Annotated in this window: 26 protein-coding genes; 16 read left to right on the top strand and 10 right to left on the bottom strand. The window is 59.6% G+C overall.

Features of this window, described 5'->3' with window-relative positions; all coding sequences use genetic code 11:
- Positions 1–41: 41 nt before the first annotated feature.
- The 8 genes from HFGMBDPB_RS23650 to HFGMBDPB_RS23615 form a co-directional block, all read right to left on the bottom strand.
- Entirely contained in the window at positions 42–422 is a 381-nt protein-coding gene (locus HFGMBDPB_RS23650; protein WP_212646413.1) for a hypothetical protein, read from the bottom strand.
- 9 nt (positions 423–431) lie between these two features.
- A complete protein-coding gene (locus HFGMBDPB_RS23645; protein WP_212646487.1) occupies positions 432–917 on the bottom strand; it encodes a hypothetical protein in 486 nt (161 codons plus the stop codon).
- Entirely contained in the window at positions 907–1,203 is a 297-nt protein-coding gene (locus tag HFGMBDPB_RS23640) for a hypothetical protein (RefSeq protein WP_212646412.1), read from the bottom strand. The genes HFGMBDPB_RS23645 and HFGMBDPB_RS23640 overlap by 11 nt, the downstream gene beginning before the upstream one ends.
- Positions 1,200–1,541, bottom strand: coding sequence for an XkdD/Y8K6 family phage-associated protein (locus tag HFGMBDPB_RS23635; RefSeq protein WP_212646411.1), 342 nt, complete (start codon positions 1,539–1,541; stop codon positions 1,200–1,202). The genes HFGMBDPB_RS23640 and HFGMBDPB_RS23635 overlap by 4 nt, the downstream gene beginning before the upstream one ends.
- Positions 1,542–1,759: 218 nt before the next feature.
- The gene (locus HFGMBDPB_RS23630) at positions 1,760–1,915 is read right to left on the bottom strand and encodes a hypothetical protein (RefSeq protein WP_212646410.1); all 156 of its coding nucleotides are present in this window, start codon (positions 1,913–1,915) and stop codon (positions 1,760–1,762) included.
- A 48-nt stretch (positions 1,916–1,963) separates the two neighbouring features.
- A complete protein-coding gene (locus HFGMBDPB_RS23625) occupies positions 1,964–2,254 on the bottom strand; it encodes a hypothetical protein (protein ID WP_212646409.1) in 291 nt (96 codons plus the stop codon).
- Between the two features lie 93 nt (positions 2,255–2,347).
- Positions 2,348–2,545: a hypothetical protein gene (locus HFGMBDPB_RS23620; RefSeq protein WP_212646408.1), complete on the bottom strand. Its 198-nt coding sequence runs from the start codon at positions 2,543–2,545 to the stop codon at positions 2,348–2,350.
- Complete coding sequence (locus HFGMBDPB_RS23615; RefSeq protein ID WP_212646407.1) at positions 2,542–2,727, bottom strand: hypothetical protein; 186 nt, start codon at positions 2,725–2,727, stop codon at positions 2,542–2,544. Before HFGMBDPB_RS23615 ends, HFGMBDPB_RS23620 begins: the two co-directional genes overlap by 4 nt.
- 1,105 nt (positions 2,728–3,832) lie before the next feature.
- Between HFGMBDPB_RS23615 and HFGMBDPB_RS23610 the strand changes: the two genes are divergently transcribed.
- Positions 3,833–4,156, top strand: coding sequence for a hypothetical protein (locus tag HFGMBDPB_RS23610; RefSeq protein WP_212646406.1), 324 nt, complete (start codon positions 3,833–3,835; stop codon positions 4,154–4,156).
- A gap of 172 nt (positions 4,157–4,328) precedes the next feature.
- Here the strand turns inward: HFGMBDPB_RS23610 and HFGMBDPB_RS23605 are convergent, their stop codons facing one another.
- Both HFGMBDPB_RS23605 and HFGMBDPB_RS23600 read right to left on the bottom strand, forming a co-directional pair.
- Positions 4,329–5,009, bottom strand: coding sequence for a hypothetical protein (locus HFGMBDPB_RS23605; RefSeq protein WP_212646405.1), 681 nt, complete (start codon positions 5,007–5,009; stop codon positions 4,329–4,331).
- Between the two features lie 15 nt (positions 5,010–5,024).
- On the bottom strand, positions 5,025–5,684 hold the full coding sequence (locus tag HFGMBDPB_RS23600; RefSeq protein WP_249343662.1) for a LexA family transcriptional regulator: 660 nt from the start codon (positions 5,682–5,684) through the stop codon (positions 5,025–5,027).
- Positions 5,685–5,751: 67 nt separating this feature from the next.
- Here HFGMBDPB_RS23600 and HFGMBDPB_RS23595 point away from each other — a divergent pair, with 67 nt between their 5' ends.
- The 15 genes from HFGMBDPB_RS23595 to HFGMBDPB_RS23525 all read left to right on the top strand — a co-directional run bounded on the left by HFGMBDPB_RS23595 (position 5,752) and on the right by HFGMBDPB_RS23525 (position 15,189).
- Entirely contained in the window at positions 5,752–5,979 is a 228-nt protein-coding gene (locus tag HFGMBDPB_RS23595; RefSeq protein WP_249343660.1) for a hypothetical protein, read from the top strand.
- Between the two features lie 27 nt (positions 5,980–6,006).
- Complete coding sequence (locus HFGMBDPB_RS23590) at positions 6,007–6,213, top strand: hypothetical protein (RefSeq protein ID WP_212646404.1); 207 nt, start codon at positions 6,007–6,009, stop codon at positions 6,211–6,213.
- Between the two features lie 18 nt (positions 6,214–6,231).
- The gene (locus HFGMBDPB_RS23585; protein ID WP_212646403.1) at positions 6,232–6,450 is read left to right on the top strand and encodes a hypothetical protein; all 219 of its coding nucleotides are present in this window, start codon (positions 6,232–6,234) and stop codon (positions 6,448–6,450) included.
- Complete coding sequence (locus tag HFGMBDPB_RS23580; RefSeq protein WP_212646402.1) at positions 6,440–6,745, top strand: hypothetical protein; 306 nt, start codon at positions 6,440–6,442, stop codon at positions 6,743–6,745. Before HFGMBDPB_RS23585 ends, HFGMBDPB_RS23580 begins: the two co-directional genes overlap by 11 nt.
- Positions 6,742–7,488 carry a helix-turn-helix domain-containing protein gene (locus tag HFGMBDPB_RS23575; RefSeq protein WP_212646401.1) on the top strand — a complete coding sequence of 249 codons (747 nt, stop codon included), beginning with the start codon at positions 6,742–6,744 and terminating at the stop codon, positions 7,486–7,488. The genes HFGMBDPB_RS23580 and HFGMBDPB_RS23575 overlap by 4 nt, the downstream gene beginning before the upstream one ends.
- Positions 7,485–8,048 carry a hypothetical protein gene (locus HFGMBDPB_RS23570; RefSeq protein ID WP_212646400.1) on the top strand — a complete coding sequence of 188 codons (564 nt, stop codon included), beginning with the start codon at positions 7,485–7,487 and terminating at the stop codon, positions 8,046–8,048. Before HFGMBDPB_RS23575 ends, HFGMBDPB_RS23570 begins: the two co-directional genes overlap by 4 nt.
- Positions 8,039–8,257, top strand: a complete 219-nt coding sequence (locus tag HFGMBDPB_RS23565) for a hypothetical protein (RefSeq protein WP_249343658.1) — start codon at positions 8,039–8,041, stop codon at positions 8,255–8,257. The genes HFGMBDPB_RS23570 and HFGMBDPB_RS23565 overlap by 10 nt, the downstream gene beginning before the upstream one ends.
- On the top strand, positions 8,254–8,658 hold the full coding sequence (locus HFGMBDPB_RS23560) for a hypothetical protein (protein ID WP_249343656.1): 405 nt from the start codon (positions 8,254–8,256) through the stop codon (positions 8,656–8,658). The genes HFGMBDPB_RS23565 and HFGMBDPB_RS23560 overlap by 4 nt, the downstream gene beginning before the upstream one ends.
- A 171-nt stretch (positions 8,659–8,829) precedes the next feature.
- Entirely contained in the window at positions 8,830–9,243 is a 414-nt protein-coding gene (locus HFGMBDPB_RS23555; RefSeq protein ID WP_212646399.1) for a recombination protein NinB, read from the top strand.
- 232 nt (positions 9,244–9,475) lie between these two features.
- Complete coding sequence (locus HFGMBDPB_RS23550) at positions 9,476–10,072, top strand: recombination protein NinG (RefSeq protein WP_212646398.1); 597 nt, start codon at positions 9,476–9,478, stop codon at positions 10,070–10,072.
- Positions 10,066–10,458 carry a hypothetical protein gene (locus HFGMBDPB_RS23545; protein WP_212646397.1) on the top strand — a complete coding sequence of 131 codons (393 nt, stop codon included), beginning with the start codon at positions 10,066–10,068 and terminating at the stop codon, positions 10,456–10,458. The genes HFGMBDPB_RS23550 and HFGMBDPB_RS23545 overlap by 7 nt, the downstream gene beginning before the upstream one ends.
- A gap of 361 nt (positions 10,459–10,819) precedes the next feature.
- Positions 10,820–11,227 (top strand): terminase small subunit, encoded by a 408-nt coding sequence (locus tag HFGMBDPB_RS23540; protein ID WP_212646396.1) that lies wholly within the window; start codon positions 10,820–10,822, stop codon positions 11,225–11,227.
- Positions 11,224–12,528 carry a PBSX family phage terminase large subunit gene (locus HFGMBDPB_RS23535; protein ID WP_212646395.1) on the top strand — a complete coding sequence of 435 codons (1,305 nt, stop codon included), beginning with the start codon at positions 11,224–11,226 and terminating at the stop codon, positions 12,526–12,528. Before HFGMBDPB_RS23540 ends, HFGMBDPB_RS23535 begins: the two co-directional genes overlap by 4 nt.
- Positions 12,529–12,688: 160 nt before the next feature.
- Positions 12,689–14,902: a portal protein gene (locus tag HFGMBDPB_RS23530; RefSeq protein WP_212646394.1), complete on the top strand. Its 2,214-nt coding sequence runs from the start codon at positions 12,689–12,691 to the stop codon at positions 14,900–14,902.
- Positions 14,899–15,189 carry a hypothetical protein gene (locus tag HFGMBDPB_RS23525; protein WP_212646393.1) on the top strand — a complete coding sequence of 97 codons (291 nt, stop codon included), beginning with the start codon at positions 14,899–14,901 and terminating at the stop codon, positions 15,187–15,189. The genes HFGMBDPB_RS23530 and HFGMBDPB_RS23525 overlap by 4 nt, the downstream gene beginning before the upstream one ends.
- The last annotated feature ends 42 nt before the right edge of the window (positions 15,190–15,231 follow it).

Raw genomic sequence — 15,231 nt, 5'->3', positions numbered from 1 at the left:
CGCCTGGAGGGGCGGGTTCTGTGGGGTGCTGGACTGGCGGGTCATGCGCTCCCCGTCATGCGGCGCAGTGCCGCTCTGGCGTCCCTCATCTGGACTAGATGGTCCGGCTCCCAGCCTTTCCCGCTGCAAACCGAGTCCCAGGCATTCAGTACGTTTTGCAGGTGCGCCAGCAGCTCAGGGTATGACGCTGCCCGGAATTCCTTGTCCAGACGGAGCCTTTCGGCTGCCCGCTCTTGGGAGCGGCGCACCTCGTACTGCCTGTTCCATTCTTCATCTCTTTTTGCTTTTCGGTCTTTCACAGCCGGAGGGTGATGAAGGCCGCAGTAATGCTTTCCTTCGTGCTCGAACTTGGCCGTTTTCCCGCAGATCCTCTTTGAGTAAAAGGGCCCAATTCGGCTGCAGCATTTGTGTTCGGATTTCATCGGTTCTCCTCAGATAGCGTCAGCGCTGAACTCCAGCGCCTGGGGTTGGGTTGCGAGCGCGGCGCGCAGGGCATCGGGTGCCAGCGGTGCGGCGTACAGGTAGCGCACCTCGTAGCCATCGGCGGCATAGCTTGGGTCGGAGAGCACCATCTGGACATGCTCGATCGAGCAATTGCCCCATGCTTTGTCACCCTTGAATCGGCACTGACCACCCACTGGTGCGTGCCCTGCGGAAAGTGCTGCCTTCCACTGGTCATCACGCAGGCGCGCAATTTCTTCTGCAAACTCGCGCTCTGTGCTTCCAAAGCGTGGGCTTCCATAGACCCGTCGATATACCCGTGCCACGTCTGTGTCCGTGATGTGCTCAGGCGGCATCGGCTCTGCGAACTGGCGCTGCAGCGCGGCTTCGAGCGTTGCGCAGCGGGCCTCAAGCTCCATCAGCCGGAACTCGGCCAGGGCAGGGTGGCGAGCCACTGTGGCGGCGTCAGGCAGCATTGCGGGCCTCCTGCATGTCTCGGCGGGCGCACTGTGTGGCGTAGAGGCCCAGCCAGTTTTCGATGTGGATGCAGATCGTTGCGTAGTGCGCTGGTTCGGCGATGGCTCTGGCCAGTGAGTAGGGCGCTTTGTGCAGCGCCTCTTCCACGAACTCGGGCGCAAACGGCGGGCCGTAGTGCTCCAGGGTGTATGCATCAAGAGCAGCGTCATCGGCGTCGTACTCGCTTTCGCGCGCGGCCAGAGCATCAGCGTCTCGGCTGGCGAGGCATGGGATACGTGCGTTCATTGCGCGCTCCTGGTGGCTTTGGCGATGGCAGCCATAGCCTGCTTGCCAACATCTGTTTCTTCGAGCAACCAGTACCCTGCGTCGCCAGAGTCGGCAAGCTGCTTGTAGTCATCGAAAATGGCTTGCAGAGCCTCCAGCAGCTCCGGCGCGGCGGCGATCAGGCAGCCATCAGGCCCGTTCCACCCGCCGTTCGGCAGCTCAACATCGGGGTGGCCGTCTGATGGCTGCACCGTGGCATACAGGACATCGCCGTCTTTGCCAGTGGCTTTGCTGGACAGCCTGCGAAAGCTGTTTGAGGTCCACCATTCCCACGGGCCGGGTGTGTGCTTGTCTTGCATGAAGCCTCCTTGCGGCCCGCAGGCCAATGAAAAAGGCCCTGCATTGCAGGGCCTGGGTGTAAAGAGCCGCGTGGTGCGCGCAAATCGCTTGCGATCAATCCATCTCCGGTGCGCGCGCGGCTGGAAAACCATCACAACTGCAACCGGCAGAGCTGCAGCACTATCCCGAGGGACCCAGTTGCAGATGTGATGGGCCCTGGGCTTGCCAGGGCTGGGGGTCAGCGCACAAAAGCCTCTGCACTGACCTGATATGCGTTGCCAACTTTTCTCGCCGCTGCGAGCCGCCAGCCAACGATCCTCCTGCCATACCAGAGCGTCACCAGCACGTACTTGATTTCACGCTCGGCAGGCTGCTTGATGCGCTCGGTAGCCATCTCTCATCTCCTTGGTGTGCCCCGGCTACGAGCCGGCGGAGGGGTTGGTTAGATGCCGCGCCGCAGTAATTCAGCGGGTTTCGTTCTAGCGATGAACTTGAGTTCCGCATCAAGCTGCTTTCGGGTCATCTTGTGCTTCTCCATGAGCTCCTGAGCGCGCTGGTCAGATAGCTGGGCAACCATGGCCAAAGCCTTGGTCTTCTTCGCGTCGAACTCGGCCTTCCGTGCATCGAGTTCATTTCGCTCCGCGATCGCCTTCTCGCGCTTGTAGCTGTCAATCTGTTTGTCGATGTTCCCGCGCTTTGACAGCGGAACATTCAGTACTCCGTGATCTAGCATTGCTACTCCTTGAAAAAACGAAGCGCACTCGGCGAATGCGCTTGGGTCTTTCCCCTGTTGACGTACAGGGGGTGCTGCCTCGGTAAAGAGGGATCACTCCGAGCCGATGACTGAGTCGATATAGTTCCTGCAGTCGTCCAAGTCGCCAGTACCCCCCACGCTCAGCACATATGCCGAAAACTGCGCGCAGTGGTTTGCCGATCCCATGTTTGCCATAGCCCACACAAGGCGAGCGGTATCGTCTTGCTTCTGCGGCGCCATCTGCATTTCCTGGGCCGAATTGCCTTTCATGTCGCTCTCCCGTAATCCGATACCAAGAAGTGAGGGATCTGCTCGAGATCCAGCTCTTCGTCATCCTCTTCTTCGCGCGCCTGAGGCGAAGCGGAGATTGCTGGACCGAGGTGGCCCAGCATCCGGGCTCGCTCTGTGTGCTGATCACGCTCGGCAAGTGCGAGCATCTGGATGATGTTCATGTGCTCCTCCTATGTTCGTGCTGTAAACAGAAACGGCCTCCCTGAGAAGCCGTTTTTGTTTGCCCAGATGTCGCTCTGGGCTGCGCCGGTTTCCCGGTCATGCTGCGGCTTCACTGATTGCGTTGAGGGGTCGCCACTCCCAAGTACCCGGTGCCTGATGGCTCCATGCCCGGTAACTCGCCTTTCGCATGTCCGCGAGACTGCGCGGCCAGGTGGTGGCCTAACACATCGGCCTGACGTCGTGCTTCATGTGCTCTCCTTCGCAGCGCGGGGCTGCTTGTGTTTCGCCGGATGTCCGCGCCGGCTCGCGATGCTTTTTTGATCTACCCCAGCGGGGGCCTAGGGCGCAGGTGTTGGTTCGTGCGCTCGCTGTCTTTTCGCTTTCGCTTCTGCCGACAGATCACAGGGGCAGGGCCTTGCGGCCTGTTCATCCTTCCTTGAGAGCTACAGAGAGATGCGGGCCGGACGGCAATTCCCGGCTATGACACTGTCTGACGTGCCTCGCAAGCCACGCTCCCGCGCTTTCGCGCCGTCTTGGGCATGGACTGATTACCCTCCCGAGGTCATCAACCCTCGCGTTTCGACTGTGGTGCACCCCCGTTACCTTTGGTGCCTCCGCATCTCTCTGTAGCCCTCTGTTGTTAAAGACCAGTCAGCGCCCGGCCGATCCCGTGACACCCGCCGCCGCAACACGCACGCCCCTAGAGGCTCAACCTGCCCTCTGCTTCCTGTCGGGCTTCCCGGCTCCGTATCGCTTGCCGAGGTCGTTTCGCGTTTGTTGCTGCGTCTGGGATAAACTGTACCGAGATCGGTATGTGGTGTCAATACCGAAATCGGTACGTGGCGAAAATATTTCTGCCACGGCCTACAGCAAGGCACGGACGCAAAAAAGCCCGCGCGGGGCGGGCTAGGAGGTTGTGATGGGTGACTGGATGCCTTCGTTAGTAGATGGGGTGTGGATCCGTAAGGAGGCCCTACCCTTCAAGAATCGCCTGGTGAATCTTCAACTCACCGAGGCTGGCCGCCGTGGCCTGGATGGCATGGTGAAGTGGAGCGACATAGAGAAGAGCGGCGAAGTGCCTAAGCACTGGCCGAAGGAGCAGCCATGACATTGACCCAGCGGCTAGCCAAGTTTGTAGTGAGTGAACGGTATCTTCATGCCGCACTCATGGCAGGAAAGGCTGAGCGTTCTCTTGGGCTCATCCTGCTGCTGCAGCAGGGATATATGACGCTTCCCGAAGCAATGGCTGCAGTACTTTGGCGCGGATTCAGTTGGCTGTCCAACTGCTTTGTTCATGCGAACAAAAACGCCCGTAGCGACTTCATGAAGATCAAGACCGCTAGATTGGCGTTCAAAGTCTTCGAGGTGTCTTTTTTCTTCTTCAAGTACGCCTATGCGCGCTCGGAGCGAAGAGTTCTCCCCAAGTAGCTCATTGCACTTTTGGACAAGATCAACGATCTTGATATGTAGATCTGCGGTCAGGCTGTTCAACTCAGCCTGCTTGACTACATCATTCGCCGACCTTCCAAGGTCAACAACAGACTTCACGGCACCCAAGGCCGCTGTGATTTCTGCAATCATGGCTCCCCCATACAGGCTGTCACCAGCAGTTGGTCTGCACGCCCATGTTCGTTTGCCGAGAGTTGCAGTTCATCTGCGGCGCGAACATAGGCGTCACCGGCCTTGGCTGCATGGACTGGATTAGGTTGTTCAGTCCGTTGTTTATGGCGTTTTCACGGACCATGCGCTCCTGAGCATCGATCATTCTCTGCTGGGCCTCTAGTTGCCTCTGGGCGGCTTCACGGTTGGCCTGATCCATGGCGGCAGCGGCTGCCGCCTGCTTTTGCCTCTCTTGAGCCTGCATGAACAGCCTTCCTGCTTCTTGCACCTGCCTGTCTATGTCTGCCTTGATGAAGATCTCAACGTCTCGTCGCTCTGCATGAAACTCTTTCCAAAGCTTTAGCTTGCCACTTGCCCCGTTGATGAACGGCTCCATGCCCAAAGCAAGGTACTGGCGGCCATTGTCAGCACGTGATTCAGGAAGGCAGCCTTCCCAGGCTTTCGCTGTGATCTTCAGGTTTTCCCGATCCCGCTTCGATATCGGCGAGTCGTCCGTCCTCGCATCCACACTGTTGTAGTCCATCCGCAGTTTGGGTTTGATGGCGTCTGGGATCTTCGGGAACAGGCACCCCACAAAAGGATCCTGTTGTGGCTGTGTTTGCGGCTCATCAGCATAAGCAGCTCCACATGCTATGGCTGCTGAAAGCAGAAGATATTTCATGCGGTCTCCTCCGATTTAAACCTTTGCCCCCATCCAGATAACTCGGCCCTGGATCAAAGCGTCGGCCTTGCCATCAATCACGATGTCTGGATGCTCGTCTTTGTCAGCGTTGTCAGAGATGGCGAGCCACGTTCCAGCAACCTTCTGGAAGCGCTTGACCAGCATCTCCCCATCCCATGAGAAGGCGTAGACGCTGCCATTTCGAGGCTCCCTGTCTGCACGGTTGAGCAGCAGCACCGCGCCGTCGCGCAAGGTGGGCTCCATGCTTGTGCCCACGACATTCACAACCGCTGCATTGACTGGGCTCACGCCCGCGTTCTTCAAGAAATCGCGACGGAACTGCAGAGGGCTCAGGTGCTCTACGACGCTGTTTGACCGTCCCGGCCCAGCGCCCACCTCAACGCTCAGGTGGGAGATCTGGATGAAGTCGTCTTCGTCGCTGACCTGGCCGCGCAGTAGGGCGTCCAGCGTGATGCGGAAGTAGTCGGCGAACTTCTGCAGCGACTCGACACGCACACCGGTGTCGCCAGCTTTGATCCGAGACAGCGTTCCCTGGCCAATGTCATAGCCAGCCCGCTTCATCTCCAGGCGAAGGCCGCCGATCGACTTCTCGCCTATGAGCGAGGTCGCCGTGTCCGCCAGGTTGTAGTTGCAGGTGTCTTCCATGAACGGCATTGTTTTTCCTTGCCGTACCGATAGCGGTATGTTAGAGTCGTACCGAAATCGGTTTATGACCCTATCCATGAACACACCCATCACCACCTATTTGCGCCAGAAACTGACCGAGGTCGGTACATCTGGCTTCGAGCAACTGGCCAACGACACGGGTGTCAAGGTCAGCTTCATCCGCAAGTTCTTTTACGGCGGACGCGAGAACCCGCGCGTCATGACGGTGCAGCCGCTGCTGGACTACTTCCAAGCCCAAGACAAGAAGACGCAGCCCAAGCGCCGCGTCCCTGCCTCCCGCTAACCCAACAACAAAGATCCCGAGCCTCCTATGTACGACAACCGATCCCAAGTCCGAAACCTGCGCGTGAACCTCTCTGTGGACGAGGCGGACTACTACCTCATCAAAGGAATGGCGATGAAGAACGGAAGGCAGATGACGGCGATGTGGCGTGAGCTGGCCGTGGCGAAGGCAATGGAGATTCATGAGGAATATCTTGCCGAGATGCGTTTCGCAAATCGAGCCACGAATGCGTAACACGCAGACGGAAACGACGTGGCCAAGCGTATCCACCTCTCCCTGGAACTAGCTGGCCGTGATCTGAAGCGCATCGAGCAAGCTGCGCAGGATCTCGGCCTCACGCCAGAGGAATTGATGCAGCAGGCATCAGACAGCGCAGCTCAAAAGCTGTTCGTTCTGCCAACAACGCGGAGCGCAAAAGTCCTCTATGTCGAGGCATTCAAACCTAGGAAGCGAGGCCGCAATGCTGGTTGAAACACAAATGCGTAACGCAGACGTGACGCATCTGGTTCGTGCTCATGACCCACTGACCAGTGTCATCGCTGCAGAGCGCTCCTCGTCATTCTCTGGCGGTCACTGTGACCGCATCCTGGCCGCACTCAACGCTGGCCCAGCAACTGCCCACGAGCTGCAGCTGGTGACGGGGCTGACTGTCGTGCAGATCGATCGCCGCCTGCCGGAACTATTCCGTAACGGAAAAGCCCGCGTACAGCAGCTGGATGGCGCCGATGTGACCCGTGGCGGCTTCCGCGTCTGGGAGGCTGTATGACCGAGAGCCAGTTCTCTGTTGTGCCTCTGGAGGTCGTTCTAGACCGCCGCCTGACGCTGGAGCAAACGCGCGTCCTGATCGCACTGTTCTCGTTCCGCAACAAGGTCACCAACACCGTCTGGCCTTCGCGCGCTGCCATTGCTGAGCGCACAGGCATGCACCCATCCAACATCAGCAGTGCAACGACTGCATTGGTGAACCTTGGATGGCTGATCAAGGACGGTGTTGGCGGCCATTCCAAGGCCACGCGCTACACCCTTTGCGTTCCTGATTTCAGCGATGGGAAAGTAGCCCAACAGGCTACCGTAGCCGATTCGGCAACCGTAGCCCAATCGGCTACTCAAACGGTAGCCCAACAGGCTACTACCCCCGTAGCCGATCAGGCTACACGCAAAGAACAGTCCATTGAACAATCCAAGGAAGAGAAGAAGAAGCGCGTGACCGCGCCCGCTCTTGCAAAGCCGGATGACGTCACCGACCAGACCTGGGCGGACTGGTTGCAGTTGCGCAAAGGCAAGAAAGCCGCGGTTACCCAAACTGTTCTGGATGCTGCGCGGGACGAGTCCGTGAAGGCCATGCTTCCGCTGGAAAGCTTTCTGCAAATCTGGTGCTTCCGTGGCTCTCAAGGCTTGCAGGCTGATTGGCTCAAGCCCGCTGAACTGCAGAAGTACGGCCAACAAAGCGCGCCGGCCCAGAAGTACGCCGCAGCAGCCGCGACGATTTTTGATGGGGTGTGGGAATGAAAAACCTCGCTTCGATCGCAGCTGGTGCCGTGCACGCGTCCCAGGCTCACGCTACTGGAGAGGACGCTGCAGAAGCCTCTTTGCTCAACGTCAGCCCCGTGATCCGCAAACTGTTCTTGCTGTTGCACGGCTCCTACGGGACGTTGTTCACAAGCAAGTTCTCTACAGGCCAGATGGCCGGAAAGCATGACAAGGGGTCGATCTCCGCAATGCGGGTGTGGGACGCAAAGCTGTCTCGATTCCCTGCTGATGTTGTCGAGTCCGCGGCTAACCGCCTGTCTGCATCGCATCCCAAGCACCCGCCGAATCTCCCGGAATTCGAGGCTCTTTGCGACGCCGCAATGCCGCGCCAGACCTATCCAGAGCAGCAGGCGTGGCCGCGTCTGGCCGCGCCAGTGATTGAGCCCATCAAGGTCGATCTGCAGTCGAAGAACGACGGCAAGGATTGGGCGCGCCGAATCCTCTACCGCGTCGAGCGTGGTGACAAGAGCGTTGACAAGTACTCGGCACGAGAGGCCCGCATCGCTCTTGGTATGGAGGGGAAACAGAAATGGCAATGACCCTTATCCAGTCCCTGCAGGCTGGAGCAGTCCTCCGCTACCGCCGCAGCTTCGGCTTTTACACCGTCCACCAGGGCAAGACCACAGCAGTGGACCAGAACGAAGCAGAGAGAGCAGTCCGCACAGGCCGCGTCAGGCCCGAAGCAAAGGACGCAGACAAGTTCGGGGTTTGGCACTTTTCACTGATCAACAAAGGAGTGGGGCAATGAGCAAGAAAGAAGGGAAATCTGGCGTGCAACTGCCTGAGCCGGATGCATTTATGGATGTTGAGGATCAGCACCTCATGGGGACATCGGGCGAATGGTGCGTGAGCGGTCGTCGCTATGACTACGAAGACCTCGCGCTTTTCAGCCAGAAGACTATTGAGGATCTGCTTCAAAAGCAGCGTCAGGACATCGCCATTGCGCTGGCCGAATACGAAGAACTGCGCGATGCGATGAGAGCGCAATCGGGCTGCAGGGACGGTGGCTGTTTGGTGAAGCGTCCGCAGGGCATGCACACGAACGGCGGCTGCAAGTGCCACCGCGATCAGATTGTTTCCCAGCGAATGATGTACGCCGGCCAGCGCCTGGCTGATGTCGTCCGCGCTTTCGTTCAGGAGGCAGCATGAAGCCCCGCATTCAACGCATGGACGGACGCTGGATGTGCTGGACACCATCAATCCTGTGCAGCCGCATCGTGGGCTGGGGCCGCACTCCACGCGCTGCCTGGCTGGATTGGACGGTTGTGAGGTATGGGCAGAACATCCCGCATACAGCTGGCATCGCGCAAGGAGGCGACCGTGGCTGATCACCTCAACCTTTCCCTCTGGGAACCGCAGCAGGCCCACCGCGCGCTCACACACGTCTGGACCAATGCCAAGGCCGCGCTAATGGCCGGACACCGCCTCACCCTGGAACTGAGGCCAGAGAAGCGCAGCGATGCGCAGAACCGCCGCCTCTGGTCGATGCTCGCCGACATCAGTGCACAGGTGAACTGGCACGGCCACAAGCTGACCAGCGAGGAATGGAAGGACGTGTTCTCAGCCGCGCTCAAGCGCACAAAGGTGGTGCCCGGCCTGGATGGCGGATTCGTCGTCTGTGGGCAGTCCACAAGCAGGATGACCAAAGCCGAGATGTGCGAGCTGCAGACGCTGATGGAGGCGTTTGGCGCGCAACAGAACGTTCAGTTCAAAGCATGGGAGGGCGGGCAGTGAGCGACTATCTAGAACCCATCACAAGCCTGGATGAGTTGAATGACGATGAATGCCTAGCTGGCTATCGCGCTGGCCTCGGGTTCATTGAGGTTGACCACACGCAGAAGAGCCGCAGCTACTGGCACGGCTATAGCAACGGCCGAGCAGATCGCAGACTGGAGCCCATCAGCCCAGCCGCGCACGCGATCGCGCGCCAGATGGTGTCTGAACGCCGGGCGAAAGGGATGCACTGATGACCTTCCGCCGCACACGCTGCGCTCACTGCAGAACACGCTTCGAGCCCAAGCGCTATGGGCAGGTCGTGCATGAGGAATGCGCTGCAGACTGGGCCATTGCCGAGCGCGAGAAGGAAGCGCGCAAAGAAGAGAAGCGCCGCCAGGCCGAAGCCAAAGTCCAGCGCGCGCTCGACCGAAAGAAGCGGGAGCAGCTGAAGACCATTCCGCAGCTGACCAAGGAAGCGCAGCTGGCCTTCAACGCCTACATCCGCGCCAGAGACCAAGCGGATGGCCACGACTGCATCAGCTCTGGCCGCCCACTGGACTGGTCAGGCAACGCTGTGGACGCAGGCCACTACCGCTCAACGGGTGCTGCGCCACATCTTCGGTTCAACGAGGACAACTGCCACGCCCAGAGCAAGCACGACAACCAGTTCCTCGCGGGCAACGCCATCGACTACCGGATCGGGCTGATTGGCCGTATCGGCTTGGCACGCGTAGAGGCCCTGGAAGCCGACAACCAACCCCGCAAATGGACCCGCGAAGAACTGATCGCCATTCGCGCCAAGTACCGAGCAAAAGCCAAGCAAGCAAAGAAGGAGCCCACATGCTGATGAAAGCCTACGTTGACTACAACCTCATCAAAGCCGAGCACGAAGATATCCACGTCAGGCTCCAGAACTGGGCACGGTGGGTCCGAGGTGGCAACACAGCCCTATCGCACCCCATGTGGAGGTTCTTCAAGCAGAAAGAGGCCAGCGAGGCCGCACCGTTGGGGAGCATGCCTGTCAACAGCCTGGATGCCCACACGATAGAAAAGCTTGTCGTGGACTTGCCGGAGAAGCACCGCCATGCCGTCCGTTGGTGGTACGTCTATGCCAGCAACCCCAAGGGCGCAGCGAAGCTTCTTGGCATCACGATGGATGCGCTGAACGAGATGGTCCACGACGCGCGAACGATGCTGAAAAATCGCGCAAAGCCAGTTGCAATCCGAAAATGAGTGTGGTAACGTTGCGGTGACCGTTAGCAATAGCACTAGAACGTCCCGGTATGCGCCGGGATAGGTGCGAGCAACACAAAGCCCTGACCAGAAATGGCCGGGGCTTTTTCGTTTCCGCAGGGCGGCACTAACCCCTCAACTGCCCCTCCTTCGAGTGCTTAGCCCTGCACCCGATACCTCGACGCAACCGCAGGCGCGACCTGCTAATGACCTCGCTAGCCATGTTGGATCAGGCCCGGGTGAGCGGGAAGCCGCAACAGCCGTCCAAGACGAAAGTCTGAAAGCCGACCAAGGTAGTGGAAACAACCAACTGGCAAACCCGGGTTCGCATCCGGGCGTTGAGACCAATTGAAAGAGAGACATGGCCCTGACCATTAAGCAGGAGGCCTTTGCCCTTGCCTACGTGGAAACGGGCAACGCCTCAGAAGCGTACCGGCGCTCATACAACGCCGAGAACATGAAGCCCGCTGTCATCGCGGTGAAGGCCAGCGAGTTACTGGCAAACGGTAATGTCGCGGTAAGGGTGGCTGCGCTCCAGGCGTCTCACGTTGAGCGCCATGAAATCACGGTGAGTGACCTGATCCGGGAGCTTGAAGAGGCCCGGGTCGCTGCAAGCACTTCTGAGAAGCCACAGGCCGCCGCAATGGTGGCCGCAACGATGGGCAAGGCAAAGCTGCTTGGCCTGGTCACTGATCGCCAAGAGCTTTCTGGCAAGGATGGCGGTCCGGTCGAGACCATCACGAGAGTAGAGCTAGTCCCCCTGAAATGACCACTGCGCAGATTGCCATCCCTGAGAAGCTGATTGAGCTGTTCTCGGGGGAGGCAGACGTGCGCGCGTGTGATGGTGGTCGTGGGTCTGGTAAGACGCGCAGCTTCGCGAAGATGGCTGCGGTCAAGGGCTACCAGTACGGCAAGGCTGGTGTCACTGGCATCCTGCTGTGTGCGCGGCAGTTCATGAACTCGCTTGAGGACAGTTCTCTCGAAGAGTGCAAGCGCGCGATTGAGGATGAACCTTGGCTTGCTGCCTACTACGACGTGGGCGACAAGTACATCAAGAGCCGTGACGGTCGGATCACATTCGCCTTCGCTGGCCTGGACCGCAACATCGCGTCGATCAAGTCCAAGGGCCGTCTGCTGCTGTGCTGGGTGGATGAGGCCGAGCCAGTTACGGATGAGGCCTGGACAACGCTGATCCCCACGCTGCGGGAGGAGGGCACGGACTGGAACGCCGAGCTCTGGGTGACATGGAACCCGAAGCGCAAGAGTGCGCCGGTCGAGAAGCGTTTCAAAGGGTCGAGCGATCCGCGCATGAAGTACGTGCGCTGCAACTGGAAAGACAACCCGAAGTTTCCCGCGCTGCTTGAGCGTGTGCGGCTGCGTGACCTGGCTGAACGCCCAGAGCAGTACGCGCACATCTGGGAGGGCGACTACGCCACGGTGATCGAGGGTGCGTACTTCGCATCGCACATCGTCAAGGCGCGCCAGGACAACCGGATTGGCCGTGTGCCAGCTGACCCTCTGATGACGCTACGAGCATTCGTAGACATCGGCGGCACAGGCGCCAGGGCTGATGCATTCGCTATGTGGATTGCCCAGTTCGTCGGCAAAGAGATTCGGGTGCTCGACTACTACGAGCAAGTAGGCCAGCCGCTGTCATCGCACTTGAACTGGATGCGAGAACACGGCTACGACAAGGCTCAGATCTGGCTGCCACATGATGGCGCCACGCAAGACAAGGTGCATGACGTGTCCTACGAGTCCGCGCTACGCCAGGCGGGTTACACGGTAACTGTCGTGCCGAACCAGGGCAAGGGCGCTGCCAAAGCGCGTATTGAGGCTGGAAGGCGCCTATTTGGATCCATGTGGTTCAACGAGGCCACGACTCAGCCAGGCCTTGAGGCGCTGGGCTGGTATCACGAGAAGCGAGACGAGCAGCGCGGCATTGGGCTTGGTCCTGAACACGACTGGTCCAGCCACGGCGCTGATGCATTCGGGCTGATGTGCGTGGCGTACGAAGAGCCACACGCGGCCAACAAGCCCATCCAATACAAGCGAAGGATGCTCGCATGAACGAGACACACACCTATCCCGATGGATCGGCCCGGGTTGGATGCCCGCCGTTCCCCAAGCTCTCTCCTATTGAGCAAGCCTCTGGCAAGCAAGAGCCAGAAGCCCAGACAGAGACCCTCGACAAACCGAAGCGCGCACCGCGACAACCAAAGGCTGAGTGATGGCAAAGATGGACAACGACACGCTGCTGAAGCACCTGCAGTCGAATGAGCAGGATGCCGCCCAGTACGTCGAAGCCATTGGAGACACTCGCCTTGCTTCGATGCGCGAGTACTACCGTGAGCCGTACCCTGGTGATGCAGACCTTGAGGGTTGGTCCCAGATCGTTACGTCTGAGACTCAGGACACGGTTGAGTGGATCTTGCCCGAGCTGCTGGACGTGTTTACGTCCACAGATGAGGCGGTTTCCTTTGAGCCGCGCACAGCCGAGGATGTGACCGGATCGTCCCAGGCCACGGACACCTGCAACTACGTCTTCTACAAGCAGAACAATGGTTTCCTGACGCTGTACACGGCGTTCAAGGACGCGCTGATCGCCCAGAACTGCGCTGTGCAGTGGCGCACGGTGGTTGACCAGGTGCGCGAGAGCCAGGAGCTGCAAGGCGCCCCGGCCGAGATTCTGGCGATGCTTGAGGAGGAAGGCTTCGAGATCGAGGCGGCAGAGCCGATCATGGGCGCCATGGTGCCGCTGTTCAACGTGAAGGTTGCCAAGACTGTCGAGAAGCGCAAGATTTGCGTTGAGGCCTTCCCTCCAGAGCAGTTGATGGTCAAACGCGGCTGGACTTCACCACTGCTGTCCGACTGCCCCTATGTCTCGCGCGTGATGGAAGTCACGCTGTCCGATCTCAAGCAGATGGGCTTCAAGGATGTGGAGGCCTCTGACCTGCGCGCCTCCGAAGACGCCTTGCCTCAGGGTCTGGAAGAGGACTATCGCCTGCAGCGCACTGATGGCCGCTACACCAGCGCAGATGACACCATCGACAACGCAGACGAGAGCCTCGCCACTGGATGGCTGCGCATCGAATACGTGCTGGTGGACTTCGACGGCGACGGCATTGCAGAGCGCCGGCTGATCTATCGCCTGGAAAACAAGTTGCTGTCCAACGAGGAGACCAGCCACGTACAGATCGCCACGACCAGCCCCATCCTGAACACGCACCGTTGGGACGGCATGTCCATCGCTGAGGCAGTGGCGGACCTGCAGCGCCTGAAGACGGATTTGACCCGCAGCATGGTCAACGCTGCGAACCTGGCTGTGAACCCGCGCAAGACCGTCCTGATGGATACCAACGGCACGCCATACGCCGACATCGATGATCTGTTGGACTTCCGCATTGGTGGAATTCTTCGAGTGAAGAAGCCTGATGCGCTTGGCATCGAGCCAGCCCCGTTCAATGGCAACCAGATCCTGCCAGTCCTGTCCTATGTGGACGAGATGGCCGAGAAGCGCACAGGGGTCTCCAAGCAGCAGCAGGGCCTGGACCCGAACAGCCTGCGCCCTGATCGCACGGCTGCCGAAGTGATGATGACGGCCACGGCGGCCAAGCAGCGCGTTAAGCTGATTGCGCGCATCTTCGCTGAGACGCTGGTGAAGCCCATCTTTCAGGGCATCCTGAAGCTGCTCACCGATGGCGACATGGAGCCATTGGCGTTCCGTCTGCGTGGCGAGTTCGTGCGGTACGACCCGAACGAGTGGCGTGACCAGTACGACATGACCATCAATGTCGGCTTGGGCACGGGCGACAAGTCCCAGCAGATCGGCTTCTTCCAGAACCTGCTGCAGTTGCAGATGGGCCTGGCGCAGTCGCCTTATGGGCAACTGATGATCCAGCCTCAGAACATCTACAACACCTACGCCAAGCTGGTGGAGTTGGGTGGGCAGAAGAACGTGGGTGACTTCATTGGAGACCCGCAGGGCAAACAGCTGCCGCCGCCGCAACCCCCGCCACAACTGGCGCTGGAACAGGCCAAGATGCAGCAGCAGGCCCAAGCGACCCAGATGGAGCTGCAGTACAAGGCCCAGGCCGACGAGATGCAGCGCAGGCAGCAGGCTGAGCTGGAGATCATCAGGCAGCAGGCCCAGCAGCAGACGGACACGAACCGGCGTGAGCTTGAGGCGCAGATGCACCGGATGAAGCTCACCCAAGAGGCAGAGTTGAACGCGATGCAGGCTCAGTACGAGGATGCCAGGCACCAGCGCGAGATGGCATTCCAGCAATGGAAGTCCGAGCAGGACATGCAGTTCAGTCGATGGAAGGCTGAGCTTGATGCCGCAACCAAGATCGAGTCTGCGAACATCAGCAGCAAGGCCAAGATCAACAATCCCGCCACACAAGCGGCCACGGACGAGTTGGGCCGGGAGATCCAGCCATGACAGACCAGCAGATTGCAGACATGGGCGAGTACGCAAAGCAGGTGCTGTCGAATCCAGCATTTGATGAGGCGATGAAGCGCCTGCATGAAGTGGCGCATCAGGCGTTCAAGCAAACGGACATCAGGGACGCGGAGGGCCTCAAGCTGGCCCGTCAGTTCGCCGCGGTGACGGATGATTTCGAAGTCATCATCAAACGCATGGTGGAGGGCGGGAAGCTGGCTCGCATCAACTTGGACAAGCATCGAGACGAGGGCGCGGTGAAGAAGCTGGCCCGCAAATTCCGGTAGTCGCCTACCTCATCGGGCGCTGCCCACAAGCCACCCTGGCGA

It is taken from the genome of Delftia sp. PE138 (assembly GCF_018320755.1).
Lineage (GTDB): Bacteria > Pseudomonadota > Gammaproteobacteria > Burkholderiales > Burkholderiaceae_C > Comamonas > Comamonas tsuruhatensis.
The sequence above is the reverse complement of the archived record's forward strand: the minus strand, read 5'-3'. Positions and strand labels throughout refer to the sequence as shown.